General features: G+C 61.4%; 19 protein-coding genes and 3 pseudogenes. 11 read left to right on the top strand and 11 right to left on the bottom strand.

Annotated features, from left to right (window positions below):
• Positions 1–111: 111 nt before the first annotated feature.
• The 3 genes and pseudogenes from HV711_RS02840 to HV711_RS02830 all read left to right on the top strand — a co-directional run.
• Positions 112–663: pseudogene (locus tag HV711_RS02840) on the top strand (CoA transferase); the annotation flags it as partial.
• 7 nt (positions 664–670) lie between these two features.
• Positions 671–1,507, top strand: a complete 837-nt coding sequence (aroE, locus tag HV711_RS02835) for a shikimate dehydrogenase (RefSeq protein ID WP_035476871.1) — start codon at positions 671–673, stop codon at positions 1,505–1,507.
• Positions 1,508–1,704: 197 nt separating this feature from the next.
• On the top strand, positions 1,705–1,977 hold the full coding sequence (locus tag HV711_RS02830) for a hypothetical protein (RefSeq protein ID WP_028359760.1): 273 nt from the start codon (positions 1,705–1,707) through the stop codon (positions 1,975–1,977).
• A 51-nt stretch (positions 1,978–2,028) separates the two neighbouring features.
• On the opposite strand, the gene HV711_RS02825 is transcribed toward HV711_RS02830, so the two are convergent.
• Positions 2,029–2,361 (bottom strand): hypothetical protein, encoded by a 333-nt coding sequence (locus HV711_RS02825; protein ID WP_035476985.1) that lies wholly within the window; start codon positions 2,359–2,361, stop codon positions 2,029–2,031.
• A gap of 614 nt (positions 2,362–2,975) precedes the next feature.
• Between HV711_RS02825 and HV711_RS02820 the strand changes: the two genes are divergently transcribed.
• Entirely contained in the window at positions 2,976–3,302 is a 327-nt protein-coding gene (locus HV711_RS02820) for an H-NS histone family protein (RefSeq protein ID WP_013590397.1), read from the top strand.
• A 16-nt stretch (positions 3,303–3,318) separates the two neighbouring features.
• On the opposite strand, the gene HV711_RS02815 is transcribed toward HV711_RS02820, so the two are convergent.
• Positions 3,319–3,783, bottom strand: a complete 465-nt coding sequence (locus HV711_RS02815; RefSeq protein ID WP_244142629.1) for a low molecular weight phosphatase family protein — start codon at positions 3,781–3,783, stop codon at positions 3,319–3,321.
• A 205-nt stretch (positions 3,784–3,988) separates the two neighbouring features.
• Positions 3,989–4,681 carry a J domain-containing protein gene (locus HV711_RS02810; RefSeq protein ID WP_014971963.1) on the bottom strand — a complete coding sequence of 231 codons (693 nt, stop codon included), beginning with the start codon at positions 4,679–4,681 and terminating at the stop codon, positions 3,989–3,991.
• 446 nt (positions 4,682–5,127) lie between these two features.
• Between HV711_RS02810 and HV711_RS02805 the strand changes: the two genes are divergently transcribed.
• The 4 genes from HV711_RS02805 (at position 5,128) to HV711_RS02790 (ending at position 8,945) form a co-directional block, all read left to right on the top strand.
• Positions 5,128–5,787: an NADPH-dependent FMN reductase gene (locus tag HV711_RS02805; protein ID WP_035476878.1), complete on the top strand. Its 660-nt coding sequence runs from the start codon at positions 5,128–5,130 to the stop codon at positions 5,785–5,787.
• A gap of 400 nt (positions 5,788–6,187) precedes the next feature.
• The gene (locus tag HV711_RS02800; RefSeq protein ID WP_013590401.1) at positions 6,188–6,403 is read left to right on the top strand and encodes a DUF6566 family protein; all 216 of its coding nucleotides are present in this window, start codon (positions 6,188–6,190) and stop codon (positions 6,401–6,403) included.
• Between the two features lie 223 nt (positions 6,404–6,626).
• Complete coding sequence (gene iaaH, locus HV711_RS02795) at positions 6,627–8,081, top strand: indoleacetamide hydrolase (protein WP_035476880.1); 1,455 nt, start codon at positions 6,627–6,629, stop codon at positions 8,079–8,081.
• Between the two features lie 99 nt (positions 8,082–8,180).
• A complete protein-coding gene (locus HV711_RS02790; RefSeq protein WP_013590403.1) occupies positions 8,181–8,945 on the top strand; it encodes a CDP-diacylglycerol diphosphatase in 765 nt (254 codons plus the stop codon).
• 67 nt (positions 8,946–9,012) lie between these two features.
• Here the strand turns inward: HV711_RS02790 and HV711_RS02785 are convergent, their stop codons facing one another.
• The 6 genes from HV711_RS02785 to HV711_RS02760 all read right to left on the bottom strand — a co-directional run bounded on the left by HV711_RS02785 (position 9,013) and on the right by HV711_RS02760 (position 15,570).
• Complete coding sequence (locus HV711_RS02785) at positions 9,013–9,444, bottom strand: hypothetical protein (protein WP_035476882.1); 432 nt, start codon at positions 9,442–9,444, stop codon at positions 9,013–9,015.
• Positions 9,445–9,558: 114 nt separating this feature from the next.
• Positions 9,559–9,960 (bottom strand): hypothetical protein, encoded by a 402-nt coding sequence (locus HV711_RS02780; RefSeq protein ID WP_013590405.1) that lies wholly within the window; start codon positions 9,958–9,960, stop codon positions 9,559–9,561.
• A gap of 283 nt (positions 9,961–10,243) precedes the next feature.
• Positions 10,244–11,914 carry an alkaline phosphatase family protein gene (locus tag HV711_RS02775; RefSeq protein ID WP_035476885.1) on the bottom strand — a complete coding sequence of 557 codons (1,671 nt, stop codon included), beginning with the start codon at positions 11,912–11,914 and terminating at the stop codon, positions 10,244–10,246.
• A gap of 276 nt (positions 11,915–12,190) precedes the next feature.
• Entirely contained in the window at positions 12,191–13,318 is a 1,128-nt protein-coding gene (locus HV711_RS02770) for a porin (RefSeq protein WP_035476887.1), read from the bottom strand.
• 196 nt (positions 13,319–13,514) lie between these two features.
• Positions 13,515–14,189 (bottom strand): response regulator, encoded by a 675-nt coding sequence (locus tag HV711_RS02765; RefSeq protein ID WP_013590408.1) that lies wholly within the window; start codon positions 14,187–14,189, stop codon positions 13,515–13,517.
• Between the two features lie 10 nt (positions 14,190–14,199).
• Positions 14,200–15,570 carry a sensor histidine kinase gene (locus HV711_RS02760; protein ID WP_035476890.1) on the bottom strand — a complete coding sequence of 457 codons (1,371 nt, stop codon included), beginning with the start codon at positions 15,568–15,570 and terminating at the stop codon, positions 14,200–14,202.
• Between the two features lie 487 nt (positions 15,571–16,057).
• Here HV711_RS02760 and HV711_RS02755 point away from each other — a divergent pair, with 487 nt between their 5' ends.
• A complete protein-coding gene (locus HV711_RS02755) occupies positions 16,058–17,179 on the top strand; it encodes a YncE family protein (RefSeq protein ID WP_035476891.1) in 1,122 nt (373 codons plus the stop codon).
• A 133-nt stretch (positions 17,180–17,312) separates the two neighbouring features.
• On the opposite strand, the gene HV711_RS02750 is transcribed toward HV711_RS02755, so the two are convergent.
• Both HV711_RS02750 and HV711_RS02745 read right to left on the bottom strand, forming a co-directional pair.
• Entirely contained in the window at positions 17,313–18,875 is a 1,563-nt protein-coding gene (locus HV711_RS02750; RefSeq protein ID WP_035476894.1) for a hypothetical protein, read from the bottom strand.
• 108 nt (positions 18,876–18,983) lie between these two features.
• A complete protein-coding gene (locus HV711_RS02745) occupies positions 18,984–19,676 on the bottom strand; it encodes a phosphatase PAP2 family protein (RefSeq protein ID WP_013590412.1) in 693 nt (230 codons plus the stop codon).
• 327 nt (positions 19,677–20,003) lie between these two features.
• Between HV711_RS02745 and HV711_RS02735 the strand changes: the two are divergent.
• Together HV711_RS02735 and HV711_RS02730 are read left to right on the top strand one after the other, a co-directional pair.
• Positions 20,004–21,148, top strand: a pseudogene (locus tag HV711_RS02735) (ATP-binding protein).
• A gap of 1,192 nt (positions 21,149–22,340) precedes the next feature.
• Positions 22,341–24,077 (top strand): annotated as a pseudogene (locus HV711_RS02730) (type VI secretion system Vgr family protein); the annotation flags it as partial.
• Positions 24,078–24,242 lie beyond the last annotated feature (165 nt).

Here is a 24,242-nt window from a genome sequence, read left to right as displayed (position 1 = left end):
CGCCGCCCTGAAGCGTTCGCCCTCGAAATCCAACATTGACCATGATCGCAAGGTCGCATAATCTATGCCGCACCCGCCGTCCCAACCTTCAACTGTCTGTGGGACATTGCCGTGCTGCCGGAACAGACGGGCCACGACATGCCGACCTCGACGCTATACGGCGTGTTTCGCGCCGCCGACGGCGATCTCGTGATCGCGGCACAAGTGGACGACGCATGGAAGCGCTTCGCCGCCCTGATCGAAACGCACGGCGGGCCCGCCGGATTCGGCAGCGATGCACGCTTTCACGATAGCGTGGGCCGCAACACGCATCGCCAGGCGATCCTTTCGGTCGTCCAGCCCTGGGTCGCCGCGCGGCCGGTCGCGGAGGTCCTCGAACTATTGGACGGTATCGACGTGCCTTGCGCAAAGGTGCAGCGCATCGACGAGGTGCTCGACGATCCGCAAATCCAGGCGCGCGGCATGGTGCTCGAGCAGCAACATCCGCGTTACGGGACGGTGCGCCTGCCGAACCTGCCGTTCCGCTTCTCCGATTGCGACACGACCATCCGCGAAGTCGCGCCGGACCTCGGGCAGCACAATGCGGACGTCGCCCAATCGCTCGGTTTCTCAGCCGCCGAAATCGACATCATGCAAACGGAAGGCGTGCTTTACGCCAGGTGAGAGAGAGATGACTGACCAGTATGCTGTGATCGGCAATCCGATCGGACACACGAAGTCTCCGTTGATTCACGGGCTGTTCGCCGAGGCGACACAGCAGGCCATGTCGTATGTCGCGATGGAGGGCCCGCTTGTTCCCGACGACGGTTTCGAGCGGATGGTGCGCGCCTTTGCGGCCCAAGGCGGCAAGGGCATCAACATCACCGCGCCCTTCAAGCTCAAGGCCTTTGCTCTCGCCGATGAACGCAGCGAACGGGCGGCGCTGGCGGGCGCCGCCAATGCGCTCAAGTTCGAGAACGGCCGGATCATCGCAGAGAATTTCGACGGCATCGGACTCGCGCGCGATATCGAGGTCAATCTCGGCGTTCCGCTTGCCGGCAAGCGCGTGCTGATGCTCGGCGCCGGGGGCGCAGCACGCGGCGCGCTGCTGCCGTTTCTCGCCGCGGGTCCCGCCGAACTCGTCATCGCGAATCGCGACGTGGCGAAGGGCGAGGCGCTCGTGGCCGAGGTCGACTCAGGCGGCGCTTCTGTGCATGCCCGCGGCTATGGCGATCTGCCGGCGCTGGGCCGCTTCGATCTCGTGGTGAACGCGACTTCGGCAAGCCTGACTGGCGACCTGCCGCCCGTCCCGCCGGGCGTATTCAGTCCGACCGGCACCGCTTATGAGCTGGTGTACGGCAAGCGGCTCACGCCGTTTCTGCGGCTCGCGCGCAACGCGGGCGTGCGCGGCATTGCCGACGGCGTCGGCATGCTGGTCGAGCAGGCCGCCGAGGCGTTCGCCTGGTGGCGCGGCGTGCGCCCGGAGACGTCTGCGGTCATCGATCGTCTGACCGTGCCGCTCGACTGATTTGATTGCGGCGGCCAAAAAGCGCTGCGGACACATGCGCAGAGGCACGGCTCCGCCGCATTGCGCACAGGTGGGACCTTTCAGGCGATATCGCCGGAATTTCATTGGCGTCTGCTGAAGAAAGCGCCGGGCACGGGGTTTGCTGAATGCGCCAACAGCATCCAGTGGACTCCTCGCCTAATGAAAGGACATTGAATATGGTTAGCACCCGCCCCTGCACCGCGACCTGCGTTATCGACGGCATGCCGGTCACTCTCACCTTCTATCCGGACAACGGTGTACTGCGAATCGCCGATCCGTCCGGTACGTGCATCAAGGAAACGCACTGGCACGCGTCGTGGCGCTCGCTGCTGGACGAGTTCCGCCGCTTCGGCGAACGCGCGGCCATGCAGGGGCCGGGGGTCGAGGCCATGGTGAGCCGCATCGTCGAAAATACCGAGGACGCGGCCACCCAGACCGCGTTGGCATGAAAAACACGAGGCAGTGAGTCCGCGACGCACCGCCCCGGCGAACCCGCGGCTTCACTGGCCGAAGTAAATCATGCATTGCGGCCTTGCGGAACAACGCATATTTTGCCGGGCGCCGGTCTCCGACCGCCCTGTCGCCACACCTCCATAAGAGACGTTCTGAACGGACTGCGAGCCGCTTGTCGCCGGTTCGCTCAACGACATGTCCGTGGTGGCCTGTGCCGACTCGTTGGCATGCTGCATCAGCCTGTGACTGGCCGAACTGCCGGCGGGTGTGCCGGTGGATAGCTCGGCCCCGCGCTGCGTCGTCGTGTCGTCGGCGCTGGCCGCGCGTGGCGCGAGAAAAAGAACGGCGCTCACGACCGCCATCAATAAACGTAGCTTCATGTCCAGACTCCTTGAATCCGGCGCAGCAGTGTCGTCCCTCCCGAGAATCGATCCGTGTAAAAGGCCGGCCGCCCGATCGGGGCCGTCGGAAAAAGCCATGTCACGCGGGCCTGCTGCATGGACTCGTGAAATGCAACGGGCAACGAGCCGCCCGCGCCGTGCCGACGCCGCCTGCGTTCACTACCATTGCGAAACGGCGCCTCAGGCTGGAAAACACGGATTGTCCTCTCCGCTATTTCTTTTATAGTTCGGGCACTGCGGAATTCAAATGGCGGCTCGGAACTGGTGAAAGATACTAGGGGCGGAGCGGACAGTCTCCAAAGCGCGTTCAAATCCCCGAAAATCAGTTGAAACGGTGCGTGCATTGCGCGCGCAGTGCGTTATGATGGCGACATAACCACAAGATAGGGCCCCGCGCAAACGCCGTTGCGAGACGGAGCGTGGACGTGAGACCAGCCGCCCAAAATCAGTGCATCGTCACCATCGTTTTTCCAATTTCGATTAATAACCTCACCGCGGACCGGCGCCATTTAAATGGACTCGAAGCTCTCGCGGGTTTTCCTCGCAATCTGCATTTGACAGAACGCTGGACGCTTTAGAAGGACGAATATCTTATGGACGAAAGGAAGCGAGATAGCATGATTGCGTATCTCCGCCATCGCATGGAAGAGTTTGGCATCAAACCGGAAGACCTTGCCGCCGTGCTGGCATCCGAACCGGCCGCGCAAAAGAACGCGCGCTACCGCAGCGCGACGGGGGACAGCTGGGACGGCCAGGGTGAAATGCCGCAATGGCTCAAGCAGGCCATCAGCGCCGGCCAATCAATCGACCACTTCGAATTATCGGCGCCGCCCGCCCCCGCGCCGCAGCCTAAAAAGCACGTCGACTGGAAAAACGACCCGTTTGCAGGCAGCCGCCTCGCGCGCTCGAACGACCGCTAAGCGGCAAGGCGCCGTGCTATCGCGGCACATCGCAGGTCGGCAAGCCGGCCAGTGCACGACTGGTTGCGCCGCGCACCGGTGTCGGCCGCGGCGGCCGCGCGCATTTCGGCGCCTCGATAAAGCCGCTCAACTGACGCACGATTTGCCAGAACACCTTTTCGAATAGACGAATCCGTTCCGGCTCGGACAGGAAGTCCGCGAGCGGATCGGCGAAATTCCACACGCTGAACGCGGGTTCGCCGGGAAAGACCGGCGCGTGCGGAGCGGCGACGCTCTCGTCCAGCGCAACCACGAGGTCCATACGCGGCGCCCATTCGCCGGTGAATTCCAGCCAGCTTTTCGGGCAAAGCACGCCCAGGTCGGAAACGCCGGGCCGCAGTTGCGCCACCGTCAACGGATGGATCCGCAAGGCCGGCTCCGGCCCCGCGCTGAAAACCTCGAACCGGTGTCCGGCCAACTCCCGCAGCAAAGCTTCGGCCATGATGCTGCGTGCTGAATTCTCACGGCAGAGAAACAGCACTTTATATTTCTCGGTCACGCTTACCCCGTACGTGTTTTTGTCTCTTGTATGCGCGATTGTGCTCGCAGAGTCTTGCGCCCCCGTGACACTACGATGTCTTTATTCCGCGCGCTACGGGAATTTGCCCCTGGAGCGGCCGGTTTCAAGCAGCACCAAAATGGGATGCTCAGAACCGCAGGCCGTTGAGAAACTGGAACCACAGTGTGGAAAAACCTCCGGCGGGCTGCGCCTCGCTGTCGCTTTGTTCGCGCCGGTCGCGCTGAGCGTGCGTGGCGTGGGCGCCACGGGCGGCGGTCTGGTGAGCGCCGGAGCCCGTTTTGACGGCTTCGGGCGACGACGCGTCGGCGCCCCCGTCAAAAGCAATGTCCGCCGCCTCTTCCGTAGAAGCGCGGCTGGCCGCGGCCTCGCGCCGTGCCGCCTGCAATGCCGCCACGCTGTCCGCGATCTGCGCGGCACGCGCCGGCTCGCACTGGCGCCCGAGCAGCACGCCAAACAGCACGTCCCGGTTGTGGCCTTCGTCGGCGAAACGCATGGCGAGCGACACCATCTCTGCATAGGCGGCCTCGTCCGCCGCGCGCGCCGCTGCCTCGCGCTCCGCCTGCGCCTTCTGATGGCGCGCGCGCTGCGCTTCCCATTGCTGCATCTGCTCGGCGTAGACGGCGTCGTACACCTTGCGCTGCGCGGCGTCCGAGAGAATCGCGTAGGCGTCCCTGATCTCCTGGAACGCGGCGCGCGCCACGTCCTCGGAACCCGCGTTGCGGTCCGGGTGCCACTTCATCGCCGCCTTGCGGTAGGCGCGCTTGATTTCTTCGTCGGTGGCGTGCATGGGCACGCCGAGCGTGTCATAGAGAGTTGCCATTTGCCTCGTCGAGCTTGCCGGGTATCGTGTCGCGGACCATCGTAGCACGCGATAAACGGCGCAATCGTGAAGCGAGCTGTCCGCGCGCCGCCGGGAAGCGGCAGAAAACCGGCGGCGGACCGGCGAAAAAAAAGCCCCGCCAGCAAGCAGGCGAGGCGAGTCCCATGTCAAGGAGTGTCATGGAGGAGACGGCTCGATCATAACGGCGCACGCCCTCGCGCCCAAACAATTGTTCGCCATATGCTTATCGGCAGGGGTAGCGCGTGAAATCGAAGCGCATGCCGCCATGGTTCCCGGTTATATGGTTAGAACAAAAAGTCGCTTCGTGCCGCGTTCCGCGCTCATTAAGATGGTGCTTCAAAGTCCGGTTCGCCCCGGTTCGCCCCGGTTCGCTTCCGCGCAACCCGCGCACGAGCGCCGTGAGCCGCTACCGAAGGAGCATTTCGTTGACCAGTTTCGATCATCACCGCCGGCCGCTCGTCGTCGGCATTGGCGGCACGACGCGCGCGGCCTCGTCGACCGAGCGCGCGCTCGGCTTCGCGTTGCGAGGCGCCGAAGCGGCGGGTGCAAAAACCCGGCTGTTCGGCGGCACGTTCCTGCATAGTCTGCCGCACTACGCGCCCGAAAACAGCATTCGCACCGACGAACAGCTCGAACTGATCGAAGCCGTGCGTCATGCAGACGCGCTAATCATTGCGACGCCCGGTTATCACGGCGGCGTGTCGGGCCTTGTAAAAAATGCGCTCGACACGCTCGAGGAACTGCGCGCCGACGAACGTCCGTATCTCGACGGCCGGGCGGTCGGCTGCATCGTCACGGCTTACGGCTGGCAGGCGGCAGGTTCCGTGCTGACTTCGCTCCGCTCTATCGTTCATGCATTGCGCGGCTGGCCGACGCCGTTCGGCGCCGGCATCAATACGCTCGAAACGCGCTTTGACAGCGTGGACACCTGTTCCGACGCAAAGGTGGTCGACCAGCTCGCCACGGTCGGCCAGCAAGCCGCGCAATTTGCGTTGACGTTCACCGCGCAGGCTGCGCGAGGCCCGAACGCCGCACGCGATCCGCTTCAGCCCGCGCAGCCCGCCCGACTTCTGCACGCGGTGTAAAGGCCGCGCTACGCCTCGGTTCAGTCCTTCAGTTCTGCCCTTAAGTTGAGACTGAGTTCGGCTTCCCGCCAGCGCCCTCGCCTCGCATTTACATTTGCATTCGCGGATGGGGGCCCTCGCGCTCATGCGCACCGTGCGGCACATAACAGACTCCTTGGGCGACGCGCGCGATAGTGTGTGCGAACCCGCCAAACACGCCGTTATCCGGCCTTCTGAAGAGCGTTCCGGATCCCCGCTGATTTGCGTGCGAAGAATGATTGGTTCACGGGCCCTTCAGCGCGGCCTACGCTTGAGCCTGCCCGCCGACTCATCCGCCGCCTGATGCCGACGCAAACGCGAACGCGAGGCGTCATGTGTACCGGCTCTTTGCAAAATATGCGGGCACTTCACCGCCACGACCATGAATTCACATATCCGCTACAAGGGCTACGAAGTCGCGCCAGCGGCGCAACGTTTGCCCAATGGGCTATTCGCCGCAAACCTGACCATCGAAAAAGCGAGCTCGAGCCGCCGCCAGTCTTATTGCTTTGACGCGCTCGACTATTTCTTCGACGAAGAGCACGCGCTCGCCTATGCATTCCGCTGGGCACGCATGTGGGTCGACAATCACCAGTGACACGGAATGGAAGATGACGCGTGCCGGCGACAGGCAGCGCCGGCACCGTATGTCGGGGCATTGTGACAGAATAGGCGACACCTCGAGTCGCTCTCTTTACGCCTGCCATGTCCCCTACATTGACAGATGTTGCGAAACACCACAGCCTGCGCCACTGGGCATTCACGCTGCGCCTCGTCAGCCGTTCGCGCGCACCGGGCACTGAACCATCCGGAGCCCGGCGATGACATGGACCGTCGATGAACAACTCGCGTTGAGCGCAACACAAGCCGTCGCCGCGATCCAGTCGGGGCGGCTTCAAGCAACGGATTATGTCGCGACATTGCTCGCGCGCGCAGCCGCATTAGAGACGCTCAACGCGCTGACCGTGATCGACCTCGACGGCGCCCTTGCCGCCGCACGCCGCATCGATGCGCTATCCGCCGAAGCAAAGGCGCAACTGCCGCTTGCCGGCTTGCCGATCGTCGTCAAGGACAACATCAATACCGTAGGGCTGCCCACCTCCGCAGGCACGCCCGCTCTTGAAGGTTTCGTGCCGGACGCCAATGCGCCGTCGGTGCAACGCCTGCTCGACGCGGGCGCGATTATCCTCGGCAAGGCCAATATGCACGAGCTCGCGTTCGGCATCACGAGCACGAACCTGGCCGCGCACGCGGGCCCCGTGCGCAATCCGTACGATCCCACGCTGATTCCCGGCGGCTCCTCGGGCGGCACGGCCGCGGCCATTGCAGCGCGCATTGCGCCCGCGGGGCTCGGTACCGACACCGGCGGCTCCACGCGCATTCCCGCCGCGTTGACGGGCACCGCGGGCTTTCGTCCGTCGGTCGGCAATGGCGGCAGCGAGCGGCGCTATCACGACCCCGACGCCGTCGTGCCGATCAGCCACACGCGCGATACCGTCGGCCCCATGGCCCGCAGCGCTGCCGACATCGCGCTGCTCGACGGCGTGATAAGCGGCGCCGGTCCACTGCCGGCCATCGCGCTGAACGGCTTGCGCATCGGCTTGCCGGCGCCGCTGTGGTCCGGCCTTGCGCAACAGGTCGAAGACGTCGCGCGTGCCGCACTCAAAAAGCTCGAGGCCGCGGGTGTCGTTTTTGTGCCGGTTCAAATGAGCGAACTGGAAGACCTGAACGGCATGGTCGGCGGCCCGATTGCGATTTACGAAGCGCGCGTCGATGTAAAAGCGTGGCTCGTTGCGAACCATGCGCCGGTGCAGACGGTCGCGGAGCTGGCCGCGCGCATTGCGAGTCCGGACGTGCGGGAGATCTATGACGCGGTGCTCGCGGGCGCGCTCGACTCGCGCTATGAGGCCGCGCTCAATCACTGGCGACCGCTTTTGCAGGCCTATATGGCTGCAACTTTCGCCGACGAACGGCTCGATGCGCTCCTCTTTCCGACCACGCGGCTCACCGCTGTGCCCATGGACGAGATCAACGGTTCGTCGACGGTTTCGATCGACGGCGCGCCGCCTGTCGACACCATGGAAGCCTTTCTGCGCAATACCGACCCCGCCAGCACCGCCGGTATTCCCGGTTTGTCCCTGCCGGCGGGAATCAGCGCGCAAGGCTTGCCGGTCGGCCTCGAACTGGACGGACCGCTCGGCAGCGACAGGCACCTGCTCGCCATCGGCGTGGCGTTTGAACAGCTGCTCGGCGAAGTCCCGCCGCCCGTGCTTTGAAACCGATAAACGATGCTGCCACCGACAACCCACGCTCACGCGCCGACATCGCCGACACCTGCTAGCGAGCTTCTTGTTTCCCCATCCCCAGAGCGCCGCATGATGCATCGCGGCGCGCAACACGTCAGGCGAACGGCGGCCGTGCTCGGCATGGTGCTGGCCGTGGCGGGCTGCGCCCGCCTCGCAGCAGTCGATCCCGACGCGTTGTGGAAAATCGTCGATATCCGCTGCGTGCCCTCGCAACAGGCCAGCGGCACGCCCGGTCAATGCACGCTGGTCGATCTCGAGAAACGCTATGCAATCCTGAAGGATATCGTGGGACGTTCGCAATATCTGCTGATTCCGACGGACCGCGTCACCGGCATCGAAAGTCCGCTCGTGCTCGCGCCGCGTGCGCCAGCCTATTGGGCCGACGCATGGGCCGCACGGGGTTATGTGAATCGCTCGGTCAAGCGCACGCTGCCGGACAATCACTTAGGGCTCGAAATCAATTCGCAATTCCGCCGCACGCAGAACCAGTTGCATATTCATATCGACTGCATGCGCGACGACATCAGCCACGCGCTCGCACGACATTCGAAAGACGCGCCCGGCAACTGGCAGTGGGACACGCTGGACGGCAGCCGCTACCGGATCATGCGCGTGACTGCGCTGACCGGTGCGAGCGATCCGTTCCGCGTCGTTGCACGCGACAACCCGAACGCCGATGCGATGGCGATGCAAACCATCCTCGTGACGGGCGCGGGGCCGTCGGCAGACAAAGACGGCTGGCTGCTGGTGAGCAGCGGTCTGGATGCGAACAACGGCAGCGGTTCAGCCGAGGGCCTGCTCGATCACGCGTGCCATGTCGCCGACGCGCCTTGAGCAGCGGGCGCGAGTTTGCCGGCGGCGACGAGGATGCAATCGGGATGTGGCTCGCCCATGCGGACAATCAATGGTACGTGGTCGTGGACGACTGCAGCCTGGTCAACACACCGCGCTGGAAGCGGAACCAGCCTTGTGAGCCCTGCATCACCACCTCGTCGCCTTGCCAGAACAGGCGTCTGACTGTCATACGCGTGCCGATATGCTGCACAAGCGGTGGACGGCGCCGCAAGTCGTACAGCACGGGCCCTACGTCCGTTTGTACGAGTGTGCGCGCAACGGTGTCGTCCGCGTTGTTCAACTCGTCGAAATGGGTCAGCGTATTGGCACTGAACCGATCGAAGGCGTCGTTTTGAAGCAATGCAACAAAGCCGTGGCCGTCGCGTGCAAATTGCAGTTTGCCCGTGGGGGTATCGAGCGGGCCTGCGTCGTGGGTTTGAGCGTGAAGGGAACTGGCGACACAGGTGGCCGCTAGTGCAGCGATAAGCAGTCGTTTCATTTAGGTTGGGCCCGTTTCGCAGACGATCAGCACAGGATGAGCACCCATGTGGCTCGCGTACATCATGATTATCGCTGAAACCGGGCTCTTCTAACGGCGCAGTTCAGGAACGGCTTATCCGAACACGCGAGCCCAGACGGCCCGAATTCTCCGCCCGCGATCTTCCAGCAGATACGAAGCGGCCAGCGCGATCAAACCCGACATCACGCCGGTCAGCAGGTGCTCGACAATGGGAATGCGATAGTGACTGCGGTGCGAGTAGGCATCGCCCAAAGCTGTGAGGCACCCTACGATAAGTGCATTGCCGTATCGATGTGCGTAGAGCTTTCTCGCAGGAGTGAACGTCAGAAGGACCGCCAGAATGCCGGTGAATAGCCCTGTCTGAAGCGCGATGGCCCAGTGGCCCACGCTCAGAACATTGGTCCAGCTGCCCGGCATGCAGGTCATGCACGCGCTGGTCGGTTGCCAGAAGCGCTGCACGAACAGTCTGACGCGCACTTTCCAGTCGCCCCACATGATCTCGTCTCCGCGGGTGTGCCGTCGTGCGTGCAATCGGGGCGTTTTGCGGACGCATTCATCAGACGTATCGCACGTGTCGCGCGCCACCTCTGACGGCATAGGGGCACAATGACCCGCCCGTCCGATCGCCTGCACTCGAACCCACACAGTAGCGAAAATGCGCCCGAATGACTACGCCCCCTCCATTTGCCGTGGACGGGGCTAGTGGGCGGCACGTCCGCGCTGCAGTCTGCGCTGCAGTAACGGACGCGCCCATCAAACCGAAGAGAAAATACCGCGCCTAGAAATGCCCGCGTTCCAGGCCGGGTAGCGCGCGTGTTCCTTCGCGGGCAACAGAATGCAGTAACTCAGGAGCAAGACCGAGCATGCGCAGGATCGTGGGGGCCACCTGCGTCGTCACTACGCGCTCGTCGACGATCTGCCCCGCGCGATGCGCGCGAGGCGTATAGACCACGAGGCCGAGATGGCTATCGTCCGGCGCATTGCCGCCGTGTTCTTCGTCCTTTGACGTGCTCGATGTGTAAATGACGCCCGGATTGGGCTGTACCACGATGTCGGGTGTGCGTCCGCGAGCCGGATCGCCGAACTTTGCCGCCAGTTGCGGTCCGTAAAGGATGTACGCGTTCGGACCATCCGCGCAAATCCCCGGTGCGTTGCAGCCCAGGTTGTCCTTCAGCGTTTTCACCGCTGCGGACAGCTGGCGCTGGTCGCGCAACCAGATGAGGCCCACATCGTCGGTTTGCACCATGCCGGTATCGACGAGGCCGGTCCCGTCATTGAGGTTTCCGCTTTTCGTATTGGCCTGCCCGAAGTTGCCGTTCGCATCAAGATAGTTATTCGCTTCAAGCAACTTTGTGAGCGTGTCGCCGTTCTTGACGAGCTTCGAGTGATCGGTCGGCGACTGTCCATGCTTGGCCGTCACGATGATCGCCGTCGACGAATAAAGGTTCTGCTGTTTCAGTTCGGACACGATCCGGCCCAATGCGCCATCCAGATAGGTAATCGCGGCGCTCACCTGCGGCCCGGGCGTGAAGCTCGCATCCAGGTAGCCGCCGCCCTTCGCGACCGGCGCTTTTTGCGCCACGCTCAGTGTCTGGAAGTTGGCGCCGAACACCGTGGGCACACTTGCGCTCGACTGACCTGTCGAATCCTTTCCGTCGATCTCGTCGATAAGCGACTGCACGTGCAGATTGTCGAAGCTCTCCGTGTGCGTGTAGCGGTCGGTGTAGTCGGTGTTGGTGGCCGGATCAATCGAGTTGATCTCCGTGCGCGAGAGGTCGTCGACCCCTGCGCCCGATGGCCCATTCAACCAGTCGTAGCCCCACGCGTGCTTATCCGCCCACGCCGTGCGAGCGCCGGTCAGGTTCTGCTTGACCACTTCGAAAATCGTGTTGGTCTGCACATAGTTGTGGGGATAGACGGACTGGCATACGCCGTTGACGAGCGCATGGGGAATCGCCTGCGGATTGAATGCGCCGCCGCCGTTCAGGTGCGTCAGTGCACCGCCGTTCTCCGCGTCGATGCCGGTCGTCTCGTCGAACACCACATTCCAACCCTGCTTGCCTGTGCAGCTGGTATCGGAAGGAGCGTAGAGCGTGCGGTCGTACGACACATCGTAGAAAAGACCCGCCGTTTTGGGCGAGCCGCCGGTCACCAACGCCGCGAGCCCCGGAAATGAGTCCGAAAGACCCGGCGTATAGGTATTCGTATAGGTCGTCCCGGCTTTCGCCAGCAACGCGAGATTAGGGCAGGCGTTCGAGTTGATGCAACGCGCCACATCCTGCTCATGCAAACCGTCGAAGCTGATCAGCAATACGTGCTTCACCGCATCATGCCGGTGCTCGTCGTCCTGACCGTTGTGCGCAGCGGCGCCTTGCGAATAGAGGCCACCTAGCACAACTCCGGCGCCAATTGCTGCATGCACGCGCATCCATCTCCTGATCGTCTTCATGTCCTGTCCTTTTGGCATGGTCGCGAAAGAATCGGTAATACGGACGCAAATGTGCAGTGACTTTAAGTCCTCCAGATGAATCGGTGCTTTCGGTTTTATAACGCCGTTGCGGTGCCGGTCGCACACTGGCAATTGGCGTGAATTGCGCGCGCCCTTAAGGTTTCCATAACCTTTTGGTGGTAGGAGAACAAAGCGGCGAACCCACGGTTCGCCGCCTTAAAGGAAATGCGAGGAATGCGCTCATCGCCGGCCTGCCGGCGCGTGAGTGCTGAACGATCAGAAGCGCGTGCGAACACCCGTCGTCAATTCGAGCTGGTTCGTCGCACCGAATGTGCTGCCAACCGTATAGCCGCCGTGCAGTCTCATATAGTCGCCGGCCAGATATACCTCAGTACGCTTGGACAGGTGATAGAACCCGGACCAGTAGAGCGTTTCCTTGTAGCCATTGTGCAGACCTGACGTCGGATCGAATGCGCCGATGTTCGCGTTGGGAATGTTGCCGTCCGCGTTATACGCCGCGTTCTTCACGCGCATCTGCTGATAGCCGAGTTCATAATCGAACGGGCCCTTGGGCGACAGCTTGAGCGACACAGTCCACGCGTTGTCCTGACGTTGACCGAGTGCGCCCTGGTTGCCCAGATACCGGAAATAGCCCGCGTTGGCGCGCAGAATGCCGAACGTGTAGTTGCCACCCACCGAATACGACTGGTTGGTGATGCCGGCGCGATTCACGTGGCTATAGAAGGCCGACACGTTGAAGGGGCCGCCGTTGTAACCCAGCGCTGCCTGATAGTTCGAGTTGGAACCGAAACTGGTCGAGTTACCGAATGCGTAACCCGCGCTGGCGAAGATACCGTTATTGAAGAGCTTCTTCCACGCCACGCCGTTGGTGTACCGCGTGCCGGTCGCGCTGGCCGCGTAGAAGATCATCTGCTTGAAGTTGTTGGAGTTGGTCCAGCCGCCCTCTTCCGTCGTCAGGCGCGCACTGCCGTAAGGGTCGCCGTAAATGGCCGCGGCGTCGCGGGCAATGGTGTTCTGAAACCCTGCCGTAATCTTGCCGAAGGCATCGTTCTCGATACCCACCCACGCGTCGCGGTCGAAGATCTGACCGGGATCTTCCATTTCGCCGTTAGCCACGACGTATTCGCTTTCGAGCCTGAAGATGATCTTGGACCCGCCGCCGAGATCTTCTGCGCCCCTCAAGCCCCACCGGCTGCCGCTGAACCACGGCTCGCCATCAATACCCATACCGATGACGTGATCTCCCTTGGCATTCGCATGCGACTGATAAGTCGGCACGCTCAGGTCCATCAGCCCGTACAGCTGCACGCTCGATTGCGCATGCGCGCCCGTTGCCCCGCAAACACCGGCTGCGACAGCCAGCGTCAGGTATCTTTTCTTCAAGTTCGTCTCCTCAAGTTGCTGCGTTGAAAATCTGCCTTCTCTGCTCGCGAGTGCGCGGCTTTTCTAATCGTGTAGCGCCATACGGCACCTAATGGACGAATCGTAGCGATCCGAATCCTTCACCCTCCTTTCCTGTACCTTTTGTACAACTAAGTGGATTTACCGATTCATCCGATAACTCTGCTCCTCGTCCCCGCTATTCGAACTCTTTCGGCCGGAGAATGTAGCCGAGACCGCGCAGCGTGGTGATTTGCGCACTGGAATTGGAGAGATGTTTGCGCAGCCGGTGGATATAGATGTCGATGGCGTCGGCACTCGGCTCGTCATCCAGGCTGAACACGCTCTCCATCAGCACGGCTTTCGATACGGTCTTGCCCTTTCGCAACATCAAAGTTTCCAGAACCGTATGCTCGCGGCGCCGCAGCGCGAGTCGCGCGTCGTTGTGAAAGAACTCCCGCGTATCGGATAGGTATTGCAGGTCACCACACGTGAGGCACGACGACATGCCGCCCGATTGCCGGCGAATCAGCGCCTTGATACGCGCGACCAGTTCGCGGGCGTCAAACGGCTTGACGACATAGTCGTCCGCACCCGTGCTGAAACAGTCAACCTTGTCGTCGGTCGAACCGTGCGCCGTCAGCATGATGACCGGCACGTTGTCGCCGCGGCGGCGCAAACGCGCGAGTACCTCGCGACCATCCATTCGCGGCAGCCGAAGATCGAGCACGACGACGTCGTAGCGTTGTGTCGTAAGCACTACATCGGCACACTCGCCATCCGGAACACTGTCCACTGCGAAGTTCTCGAGGCGCAGCAGGTTGGCGATCCAATGCGCAAGCTCCGTGTTGTCTTCAACCAGTAGTAGCTTCATCGCACTTTCCTCAATCGCGCCACTTCGGCACTCGAACCGTCACGACGAGACCGGTACGCCCGGCCGCCGGTTCCAATTCGACGGTTCCACCATGCGAGTGCGCAACTTCGCGCACAATCGATAAACCCAGTCCCGTTCCTTCTGCATCGGTCGTCCCACGATAGAAGCGCTCGAAGACATGCGCGCGCGCCTCGGCCGGAATGCCGGGCCCGTTGTCGATAACCTGCACTACGACCTCGCCGCCCTCCGTCCGGCACGTTGCGGTGACCCGTCCGCCGTTCTGCGTGTAGCGAATGGCGTTATCGACAAGGTTTGAAACGAGAGCAGTCAACAGCATCGAACTGCCCGCAATGTACGCCTCGCCGTCCAACTCCGCGCCGATATCGATCCCGCGCCGCTGCGCGGCGTCAACGAGATCTTCCAGCACGCATGAGAGGACAGCGGCGACGTCGACTTTGGCAGGTGTGCTGTCACGCGGCGACGACTCGGCCTGCGCCAGCATCAGCAACTGATTCGTCATCTCGGTCATCTTCGCGGTGCTGCGGCGGATGCCAGCCAGCGCATCGGTCAGAAGCGGGCCGCAACGTCCGCACGGGCGGGCGCACTGAACCTGCGTTCCAAGCAGTGCGAGCGGCGTGCGCAGCTGATGCGCGGCGTCGGCAATAAACTTGCGCTGCGTCGTTGCATGCAGTTTCAGACGCGCAATACATTGATTGATCGCGTCGGCAACAGGACGCAACTCAGAAGGCAGGCGCTCGATATTGACCGGTTGCAGTTGCAGCGCGTCGCGATCGGCGACGTCGTCCTTCAGCTTCACGAGCGGCCGCAATTCGAACGTCAGCCCAAGCAGTACAAACGCAATCACGAGCGCGAGCATGAATCCCTCGCGCAGCAACTGCGGACGCCAGAGGTTTTCCAGCATCGCTCGATACGATGCCTGGGTCTTGCCCACGACAACCGTCACCGGCTCGGTTGCGCCTGAGTCGTACAACTCGCGCTCGTATGCGACCGCGCGAACGCGGTGGCCGTCGAGCATCGTGTCGTAAAACACGGGCCCCTGGGTTGCATGCGCAGGCAGCGCAAGATCCGGATTGCCTCCGAGCAGGCGCGCTCGCCCCTTTACCACTCGGTAGAACACCTGGTCCTGGTACGGCGACTCGAACATCTCCAGCGCGGCCGGCGGGATCCTCGCGATCAGTTCCCCCTCTTCCCAATTGACGTCTTCTCCGATGATTCGCGCTGACGCAAATAAGGCGTTGTCCTGCAGAAGGCTGGCGGTCTCGCGAGCCGCGTCATATGACATGAGCCCAGTGACGCACATAAACGCGGCAACCGGCACCAGTAGCCACGCAAGCAGCCGCGCGCGCAGGCTTCGCATCATGATTCACTTTTCCTCGCGTCGTTCGCGCGCCTGCCACGCTTTCAATTGGCTTCTCATATAGTCGCGCCAAGCTGAATGCAAGCCGATATGAAAGCAAAATGTTGTGATATGTAGGGCTAATCGACAGTTTCGCTGACGCCGCAGGAGTGTCGACGCCCCCTCTCATCGCTTACGTTCACCCTGTATTCACGGCGCGATTATGAGAGGACAAATCCTTCTCTGCGCTTTCATCACACCCCGGTTTTCTTAGGGGAATTCCATGAGACGGGCGCCATGACGGCGGAGTTGAACCATGCGCATCGGCTCTGTGAAGCTTCAAATCGGGTTACACGTATAGCGTCCCCCCAATGCAGACCATAAATAACTTTTACTTTCCGATTGCCCTTCAGACGCCCATTGTGTGAAGCGTATTGACAGACCCCAAATACCATTTCTTAAGATTCCTTAAGGAATGAGTATCTGGGCTAATAAAGTAAAGGAGACGAGTATGGAAAAGCGCCTGATCGCCCTGACGCTGGTCGGTGTGGCTGCGTTGTCCGGCTGCGGAGGAGGAGACAACGTCAGCAGCCCAACGCCGCCGAAGTTGGTGACGAATATCGTGGTGCCGAATGCGTCGAGCCCATCGTTCAGTTTCGATATCGGCTATGTGGAGGCCGGCAACTACTTTCTGGCGGACCGCAATAACAAGGCAGTCGATGTCGTCGATACGAAATCCAACACGCTGGTCGCGCAAATTCCCGGACCGTTCGCCGGTATCGGTGCAACGACAGATGCGTCCGGTCCTGACGGAATCGTCGGCATTACCGGCACCCACACCATCTACGTGGGCGACGTCGGCTCGGTGAAGGTCATCGACACATCTGCGAGAAAAACCATCAATACCATTGCCATCAGCAGCTCCGGATCGCGCGTGGATGAAGGTTGTTACGACCCGGACGATCATCTTGTGATGTTTGCGAGTCCGGGAGAATCGCCGCCATTTGTCACCTTCATTTCGACGCAGACTCAACAGGTCGTCGTGAAACTGCCTTTCAACGGTTCATCGGGGCTCGAGGCCTGCACGTACGACTCCCGCTCGAGGAGTTTCCTCATCAACAACGACGGAACCGCGGCCAATCCCGACGGAGAGCTCGATGTGATTAGCGCGAGTTCCGCGGCGGCCGGCAATCCTTCAGTGAGCAAATCGTTTCCGCTCGGCAAATGCGCGCCGACGGGCATCGTACTCGGGCCGAATAACGACGTGCTGGTTGGATGCGACCCATCGCCGGGCGATCCGTTGATCACGCTGATTCTTGACCGCACGAGCGGGGCAATCCGCGCCACGGTGCCATTCGGCGGCGTAGATCAGGTCGACTACGACCCGGTTTCCAACCGCTATTTCCTGCCGGCGCGGCATTACGTGACAAGCGGCACTGCGGCTTCTTCGGGATTCAGTCCGCAGATGGGCGTGATAGACGGTGCGTCGCGACAATTGCTCTTTAAGGTTCCGGTCGGCACAGGCGCGCACTCCGTCGCTGTCGACAGTACGCTGGGGCAAGTGTACGTCCCCTTCCAGGGCGGTGCGGCTGGCTTTCCGAACGGCGGGATATCGGTATTCTCCACGCACTAGCAGGAGTCATGTGCGCTTGCGGGCACTCACGCTTTCAGGCGGGTCGCTGCAACATCCAAGGCGATCCGCCTGTGTCACACCTGATCGTTCATGACGATCGCGCGATAGTGAAGTGGAACATTTCTCGCAACCATCATGGAAGCATGCGGTAAAGCCGATGCTCCGGTAGGGTCGCGACAAGCTGCCAGCCGGCCAGCGTTTCGGAAAGGCGTCGGCGCGGATCGAAGACGGCGAGATAGACCTCCGTGAACCGGCTGTGAAGATCCGGAAATCTGTTCTGCAACTCCGCCGCCCACGCGCGCAACATGCGATCGTCTGCGCGGAAAGCGTTGTCGCCGTTCTCGACATCGTCCTGGAACTTCCTTAACGCCGCATTTTCGCTGCGATAAAGCACAGGCTGTTGGCCGGCTTTCAAATAGAGGTCCGGCACCAGAATACCGTCGAGCGTTGCGAGTGCGACGACTTTGTCCAGATACGGATTCCAGCGGTCAGGCGCGGTTCTCGGCGACGGGTATGTCGTATCCTGTTTGTACTGGAGCAGCACCGAGCCCGACTTCAACGACGCAAACGTGTCCCTGTATGCCTGAATGCCGGGCTTGGCCGCACGCCAGTCGGAAGTCACCGTCGCAATGCGGAACACGAACACAATGGCAAGCGCCACAGCGCCGATACGTTGCAGCCGCGGTGCAGACGCGCGCACATCGACCAGCGCAGTGAGCAGAAATGCGAAGCTCAATGCGCATCGCTCGACAACACCGTACGAGGCAAATGCCGAAAACGGCGCAAATAACGCGACCAGTGGCAGCGCGATGAGCGTTATCCGGCACTCTGGCCTGCACGTCCACCATCTCAGCAGAAAGCCGGCGACTAACGTCACGACGAGCGCTACCAGAATGACGACATCGGCCCGCGGATTACCCACCGCAAATACATCGAGCCAACGGCTCACCTTGGCAAAGATATGAACGAAGCCAAAGTCAATCGATCCGCGAAGACCGCCGGTACTGCTGTGTGCGAGCAGTACAAAGGGCACGATCAACGGAACGAGGCTTGCGCTTGCATGCGTCGCGAGCGAACGACCGCGCAGCCTGCCCTCCTGCAGCAGACAGCCGAGTTCCCACGTTCCTGTTACGAGCGCGAAAACCGCGAGTGGAAACAGATGGCAGAAGTAGATCAGAAGCGCGCTGCATGACGACACGGCGATCCGCGCGAGCGTTGCCTGGCGCAGCGCCACGTGCAGAGCAATCGCCCACAAGCAAAGACCCACACCGAAGAGGAAGTTGTCGTAGCCGCGTATCAGGATCCAGTTGTAAAGCAGCAGGAAACTTGTCAGCGGGAACCACGACCAGCGCCCATTGACCGCACGGCTCAACACGAGGCAACCCGACGTGAGCAGCGCCAGCTCGACAACAATAAACCACCACGCCGCCCATTCCACCGGCATGAGCCGTGCAATCCATGGGAGCGTCAGGTCCATCGCGAGATCGGGCAAGGCGTCCCACTGAACGACGAAGTTGCCTGCGTAGACGTCCGGACGCGACAGAATGTCTATTCTGACGATGTTATAAAAGTGCTGACCCAACGGCGGAATCGAGGTGACGAAGAGCGGTGAAGAAGCTACGAGAGTGGCTACGAACCACACGCCCCACAGATGCAATGGCTTGGCGCCCTGAGCGATTCGTTGCCGATCAATCATCGAGGTTCCTCTCAGACTATTGGAAGCGTTCAGTCCGTGCGCGCCCGCACGCCTTTCACCGCGGGCTATGCGCCGATCATTTCGGTATTCTTACGGATAACAGACAGATCAAACGACTTTAAACACCGATGTCGCGAAGGTTCTGATTTCGTCAAACTGAGTAACCAGTTCCAGACACAGCACAAAGCCGAGCATCGCCGACAGCCCGGGGTAGCGCTCGATCCAACGCAGCGCATGCGGCGCATAGCGGCTTCTTACCGCGTCGCGCGTCATGATGTAAGTGATGACGATACCAATGGCCGCACCGGCCAACAGGTCAGTCGGATAATGAAAGCCGAGGTAGGCGCGCGGCAGGCAGATGAAGAGGATGACGTAGAGCAGCGCCAGCGTCCCGACCCGGCGCGAAATAATAAAAATACCGACTGCAATCGACATCCACAGCATGGCATGGTCGCTCGGAAACGAACTCCACGCGGACAGCATGCTCTCCTGTTGCGGGACAAATGGAAAATGAAGGTGTAGTTCGGGAGTAAACGCGGGGCGCGTCCTGAACGGCAGGAAATGCGCGAGGAGCCTTCCCACGAGAAGAGCGAGAAGCCCGCTTACGGCCGTCGCAATGACGACTTCGCGCCGCCATTCGCGGCGCTCCGACGACTGAAACCATATCCACCACAGCACCGGGATCAGGACGAGGCCCTTGAAGGTGTACATATCCGCGATGGCTTGCACCGCATGGTTGCACAGTGCGCAGGCATTGAATCCGCTCAAGAAAGTCTCGATGCTGGTATCGAAGCTGTTCATATTTTGCGTCAACAATAATAGGTGCCGGGACAGGAAGGTATTAACCACCTCACGAAATTCGTTCGAACAACGAGTCGTCTGGGCGACCTGCAGTACACCCAGATTATGTGAATTGCCACCGTGACATGCCCAGCATCGATTCCCGAATGCGCGTTTGCGCACGCTGCGCTTCAAAAAATTCGCCGTTTTGGCCGATACTGTGGAGTGCCGCCTGTTCGCTTCCGCGGCTGGCGATGCAGGCAAGAAACGGGCGCGCGCTCGTGACGCGGCCCAATGACCGCAACACATAATGCATAGGAAAAGGCGAGCGCTGTCGCGACCTTCGTTGTGGAAGTTCGACCGACCGCATCCACACTGAGCGTCGTGGGGCTGAGCGGGATCGGCAAATCTACGGCACTGAAATCCATTCTCCGGCTCTATCCGCAGGCAATTCGTCGCCAGCAGTACAGGGGCCACGAGCTTGTTCAGGTGCAGATCCCCTGGCTGAAGATCGAATGTCCGCTCGACGGTTCGCTCACAGGGCTATGCCACGCTTTCTTTCGCGCCATTGACCGGGCGATCGAACACGCGCGCTATGCAAACGCTACAGTTCAGTACGTGGGATCGTCCCGCTTGTTCACCAGATTGAACAGATCGCGAGCACGCATTGCGTCGGCGTGCTGATTGTCGACGAGCTGCAGCATCTGCGCGTGGCGAAGACCGGTGGCAAAGACAACATGCTCAACTTCTTCGTGACCCTCGTCAACTCTATCGGCATACCGGTCGTGTTCGTGGGCACAAATTCGATGATGATCGATCTCTTCTCGGATGTGATGTGCAATGCAAGACGCGCCACGGGGCTCGGGCTGACCGACTTGAGGCAACCAGCGTGCGACGATCCGGCGTGGGCGCTCCTGGTGGATGCGGCATGGCAGTACCAGTGGATTCGCCATGCAGAGCCACTTATCGCTAAGCTGCGCGACGTGTTGTACGACCTGACGCACGGGGTAACGGACATCCTGATCAAGCTGCTCGTTCTCGCACAGCGGCACGCGATCCATACGGGCGAAGAACGCTTGACTGTCAGGCGGTTGCGCACCATCGCCGACACATGGATGCAGTTGCTCAAAGCCGCGCTCGATGCATTGCGTAGCGGCAAGACCGAACGCATGGCGAAGTTCGAGGATCTGTTTCCACCCGACAGCCACACGGCCGCGATGATGGGAGTAATCGAGAGCGACGCGCGTGTGCCGTCACAGCTGTCGACGCGTCGTGATATGCGGCGACCGGTCGCTGCGAGCGCTACGCCATCTCCTCCGGAGGCGCGCGAAAGGACCCGCAATCCAGTGACCAGCACGACGAACGCTGGAGAGCGGATTCCGTCCGAAGCATGCGCCCTTGCCGGGCATGAAGCGCCGCATGTTGCATTAAGAGACGCCGGATGGCCGCCGGAAGATGCTCTTGAGTTTTCGACGGCGTATGCTGCCTTATGACATCGATGCTGGTACTCCTGTTCTTTGTTCCGTCGCTGCCTGACGAGACCATCCAGTCGCGCGTTGCCCGACATCACGTGCTGTCGGGCACCCTGGTGAGTCGATTACCTCGCCGCGTGGTCGGCCATCACGGAGAACCGCGGTTGTGTCGAGCCTGCGTGAAAGAGGACGTCAACGCGTTCGGCATGGGTTACTGGCGCCGTGCTCACCATTTGCCGGGCGTCGGGGTATGTTGGCGACACGGCGGGCGCTTGCTGTCGAGTTGCCGTCCATGTCGCCAACCCTTCCAGTTTCGCGCACGCCTGCTGCGTCAACCGTCGCACGCTTGCCACTGTGGCTGGGAGGTAGCAGGCGCGGAGGACAAGAGTGCGTCGGACATGCGGGCCATGCTTGAGTACGCCCGTTTCGCCCACGCGCTGCTTAACTACCCACTGGGTCAGATAGATCGCCTTCGGCTTCGTGCTGCCTATCAGAACCGTATTCGCGAATTCGACTTTGCATGGGGATCGCACGTGCAGGTGACGAAGGAGCGCATGTTCGCACCGCTCCCTGTGTCTCTCGCGGACACCCCCGGCACAGCGAACGATATCCACGCACGGTCAAGCGGGTTACCGACAACCGCGAGTCAACGTGGCACTTCAGGGCAAGGCGGTTGTGGTGGGCATATGCCGTGCTGAGCGCACGGGGGACGCACCGCCGATGGTCGAAGCTGTAGTTCTATCCGGTGTAGGACCATACGCTGCCCAGGCAATCATCGAACACTGCGGATGGGAGCATTTGTTACCACTGGCTGCAAATATCGATGTGCTGGAAAAACTGTCCGAGCGGGAATTACGAAGAAGTGGGATGCCCCCTGCGTGGCTAGGTCAGGCTATCGGGGGCCGGGCATATCGACGTCGGAAGTGAGGCGGATCGAGAGTCATCAAGCTCGGCAGTCGGTGCTAACACCGCTCACTGAAAATGCGTGCGCGGTACCCCCTTCCACTCGTTCGCGCAGCCTTCTATCACTCAATCGCATCTCAATAAATGAGATGCATCGAATTTGACCTTGCTTAACATAAACGTGGATTGATTCCGACGTCTCTGTCCAATTCGATTGACGTTTTTCTGGTGCAACCCCTAACTTTCGGTGCCGATAGCTGCGAATGCAACGATTTCACCTCGCGCCTTTCAACCGGAATGGGATGTGTGTATGAATGCAGTGACCAGAAGTTTCGCCGATGCACTGCGCCACCCGAGCGCGCGTCTCAGTCAGCGCCTGCGGGTCTGGGTCGGGATATTCGAACACGACTTCGACATGGTCAAGTTCCGGGTGCGCGGGGGATTCTGCAAGGAGTATACGGCTGATGTAACCGTGACTTCGTCGCAGCTCGATCTCGACGGCAAGCAGTACGTCGGACGGCGCGCGGGGCTGCAGATCGACGAGCGCGTGGCCGTGCCCTCGGTCAGCTACGTCAAACCGGTCGATCATGAAGCTGCCACCTTCAACGGCGTGATCACGCGCATTGAGCGTATCGGCGTAAGCCGCGACGAAGCGACCTACCGGCTGCGCATCGAGCCGCGCTTTGCCGCTCTCTGCAAGCGGATCGTCAAGTCAGACACCTTCAAGGACGTGACGTTGCAGGAGATGATCAGACAGGCGCTGGTTGATCGCAAGAACTTCCACGCCGTCGACGTGGAGTTCCAGATCGAAGGGCTGCTGGAGAAGATGGAAGAAGTGGTGATGTACGAAGAGTCCTTATGGAACTTCATCACCCGGCACTGCCGCCGTAAGGGCGTTTTCTGGTTCTACAAGCAGGGCCGAGGCAAGAGCGGCCAGCTCGATACGATCGTCTTTGCCAATAATCCGCGCGCTTATATCCGTTCTATCGATGTCCCGCTCATCCCGGATTCGGGCCTCTCGGCCGGGTGCCACGAGGCGGTGCTGTCCCTCAACGACGCGCGCACCCTCGTGCCCGCCACGATCGAACTTTACGAGCGCAACTACCGCACGCCGGACGCTCCGTTACGGGCGACGGCAAACGTATCCAGTGAAGCCGACGACCGATCGGTGTTCGGACAGGTCAGCCGCAGCGCGGAGTTCCACCTGACGCAGCAGCAGGGCGAGGCACTCTCGGAGACGCGGCGTGACGAACAGATTGCGCGCCAGGTGACGCTATCGGGCACGACGAACGCTCTGGGCATTGCGCCGGGCGTCGTCATGAAAACGACCAATGTGAAGGTGCCGCGCGCCGAATACGGGTTCGTAATTACGTCGATGGTCATGAAAGGCAGTCGCACGAAACCGGCATATGCCCGCTTCAAGGCGATGCCTGCGCATCTGACATACCGACCGAAATTTGACTACGAGCGGGACTGGCGGTTTCTGAAAGGTCCCGTTGTAGGCGTCGTCACAACTTTTGATTCGACGCCCTACGGGTGTATGGACGAGCACGGCCGTTATCCCGTCCTGCCGAAGTTCCTGCAGGGTGCGGGCAACACCGACCGGCAACTGCTGAAACTGCGCCTGGTGCGTGTCTCGTCATCGGATCAGGGCGGTTTGCACTCGCCACTGCTACCGGGAACCGAGGTGCTGCTGGAGGGGGCGCACGCAGACGTGGACCGCATGCATATCACCGGCGCCCTGCATGACTATGCGCACCGCGATCCCGTTCGGGGCACGGATGCGTTGTATAGCTATGCCATCTGGCGCTCTCCATTGCTCGGTGCTGAAGTCGTTTTTAACGATCTGAAGGGGAAGGAAAGCGCGCGGCTCGCGACAGTGAGCAGCCAGTCGGCGGTGAACCTCGGTTATCTGCTCAATGGCAAAAAGCTCCCGCGCGGGACGGGCTACGAGGCGACGACCCAGGCGTGGGCAACCATTCGCGCAGCGAAGGGGCTGTTTTTTTCGGCGGACGCAGCAGCCGGCGCCGACACGCCGCACCTGGACATGCCCGCTGCCGTCGCGCAACTGAAGGCGGCCCTGCAGCGTGTGACGGATCTGGCATCGGCGACCACGCAGGCCGGGGCCGATCCTGCCGATCGTGCCACACAGTCCTCGCTGCTCGACGGCCTGAACCAGCTGCGCGACGCGGGGTTGCTCGCGAGCGCCCCC

Source organism: Paraburkholderia phenoliruptrix, from assembly GCF_902859825.1.
Lineage (GTDB): Bacteria > Pseudomonadota > Gammaproteobacteria > Burkholderiales > Burkholderiaceae > Paraburkholderia > Paraburkholderia phenoliruptrix.
Note: the sequence above shows the minus strand (reverse complement) of the source record. Positions and strands in the feature narration are given on the sequence as shown.

Coding starts and splice junctions, on each gene's coding strand:
- iaaH (WP_035476880.1), top strand. CDS start 6,627: ATGACATGGACCGTCGATGAACAACTCGCGTTGAGCGCAACACAAGCC.
- HV711_RS02745 (WP_013590412.1), bottom strand. CDS start 19,676: ATGAACAGCTTCGATACCAGCATCGAGACTTTCTTGAGCGGATTCAAT.
- HV711_RS02765 (WP_013590408.1), bottom strand. CDS start 14,189: ATGAAGCTACTACTGGTTGAAGACAACACGGAGCTTGCGCATTGGATC.
- HV711_RS02810 (WP_014971963.1), bottom strand. CDS start 4,681: ATGGCAACTCTCTATGACACGCTCGGCGTGCCCATGCACGCCACCGAC.
- aroE (WP_035476871.1), top strand. CDS start 671: ATGACTGACCAGTATGCTGTGATCGGCAATCCGATCGGACACACGAAG.
- HV711_RS02790 (WP_013590403.1), top strand. CDS start 8,181: ATGATGCATCGCGGCGCGCAACACGTCAGGCGAACGGCGGCCGTGCTC.
- HV711_RS02830 (WP_028359760.1), top strand. CDS start 1,705: ATGGTTAGCACCCGCCCCTGCACCGCGACCTGCGTTATCGACGGCATG.
- HV711_RS02785 (WP_035476882.1), bottom strand. CDS start 9,444: ATGAAACGACTGCTTATCGCTGCACTAGCGGCCACCTGTGTCGCCAGT.
- HV711_RS02755 (WP_035476891.1), top strand. CDS start 16,058: ATGGAAAAGCGCCTGATCGCCCTGACGCTGGTCGGTGTGGCTGCGTTG.
- HV711_RS02815 (WP_244142629.1), bottom strand. CDS start 3,783: ATGGCCGAAGCTTTGCTGCGGGAGTTGGCCGGACACCGGTTCGAGGTT.
- HV711_RS02780 (WP_013590405.1), bottom strand. CDS start 9,960: ATGTGGGGCGACTGGAAAGTGCGCGTCAGACTGTTCGTGCAGCGCTTC.
- HV711_RS02820 (WP_013590397.1), top strand. CDS start 2,976: ATGGACGAAAGGAAGCGAGATAGCATGATTGCGTATCTCCGCCATCGC.
- HV711_RS02775 (WP_035476885.1), bottom strand. CDS start 11,914: ATGAAGACGATCAGGAGATGGATGCGCGTGCATGCAGCAATTGGCGCC.
- HV711_RS02800 (WP_013590401.1), top strand. CDS start 6,188: ATGAATTCACATATCCGCTACAAGGGCTACGAAGTCGCGCCAGCGGCG.
- HV711_RS02750 (WP_035476894.1), bottom strand. CDS start 18,875: ATGATTGATCGGCAACGAATCGCTCAGGGCGCCAAGCCATTGCATCTG.
- HV711_RS02825 (WP_035476985.1), bottom strand. CDS start 2,361: ATGAAGCTACGTTTATTGATGGCGGTCGTGAGCGCCGTTCTTTTTCTC.
- HV711_RS02760 (WP_035476890.1), bottom strand. CDS start 15,570: ATGATGCGAAGCCTGCGCGCGCGGCTGCTTGCGTGGCTACTGGTGCCG.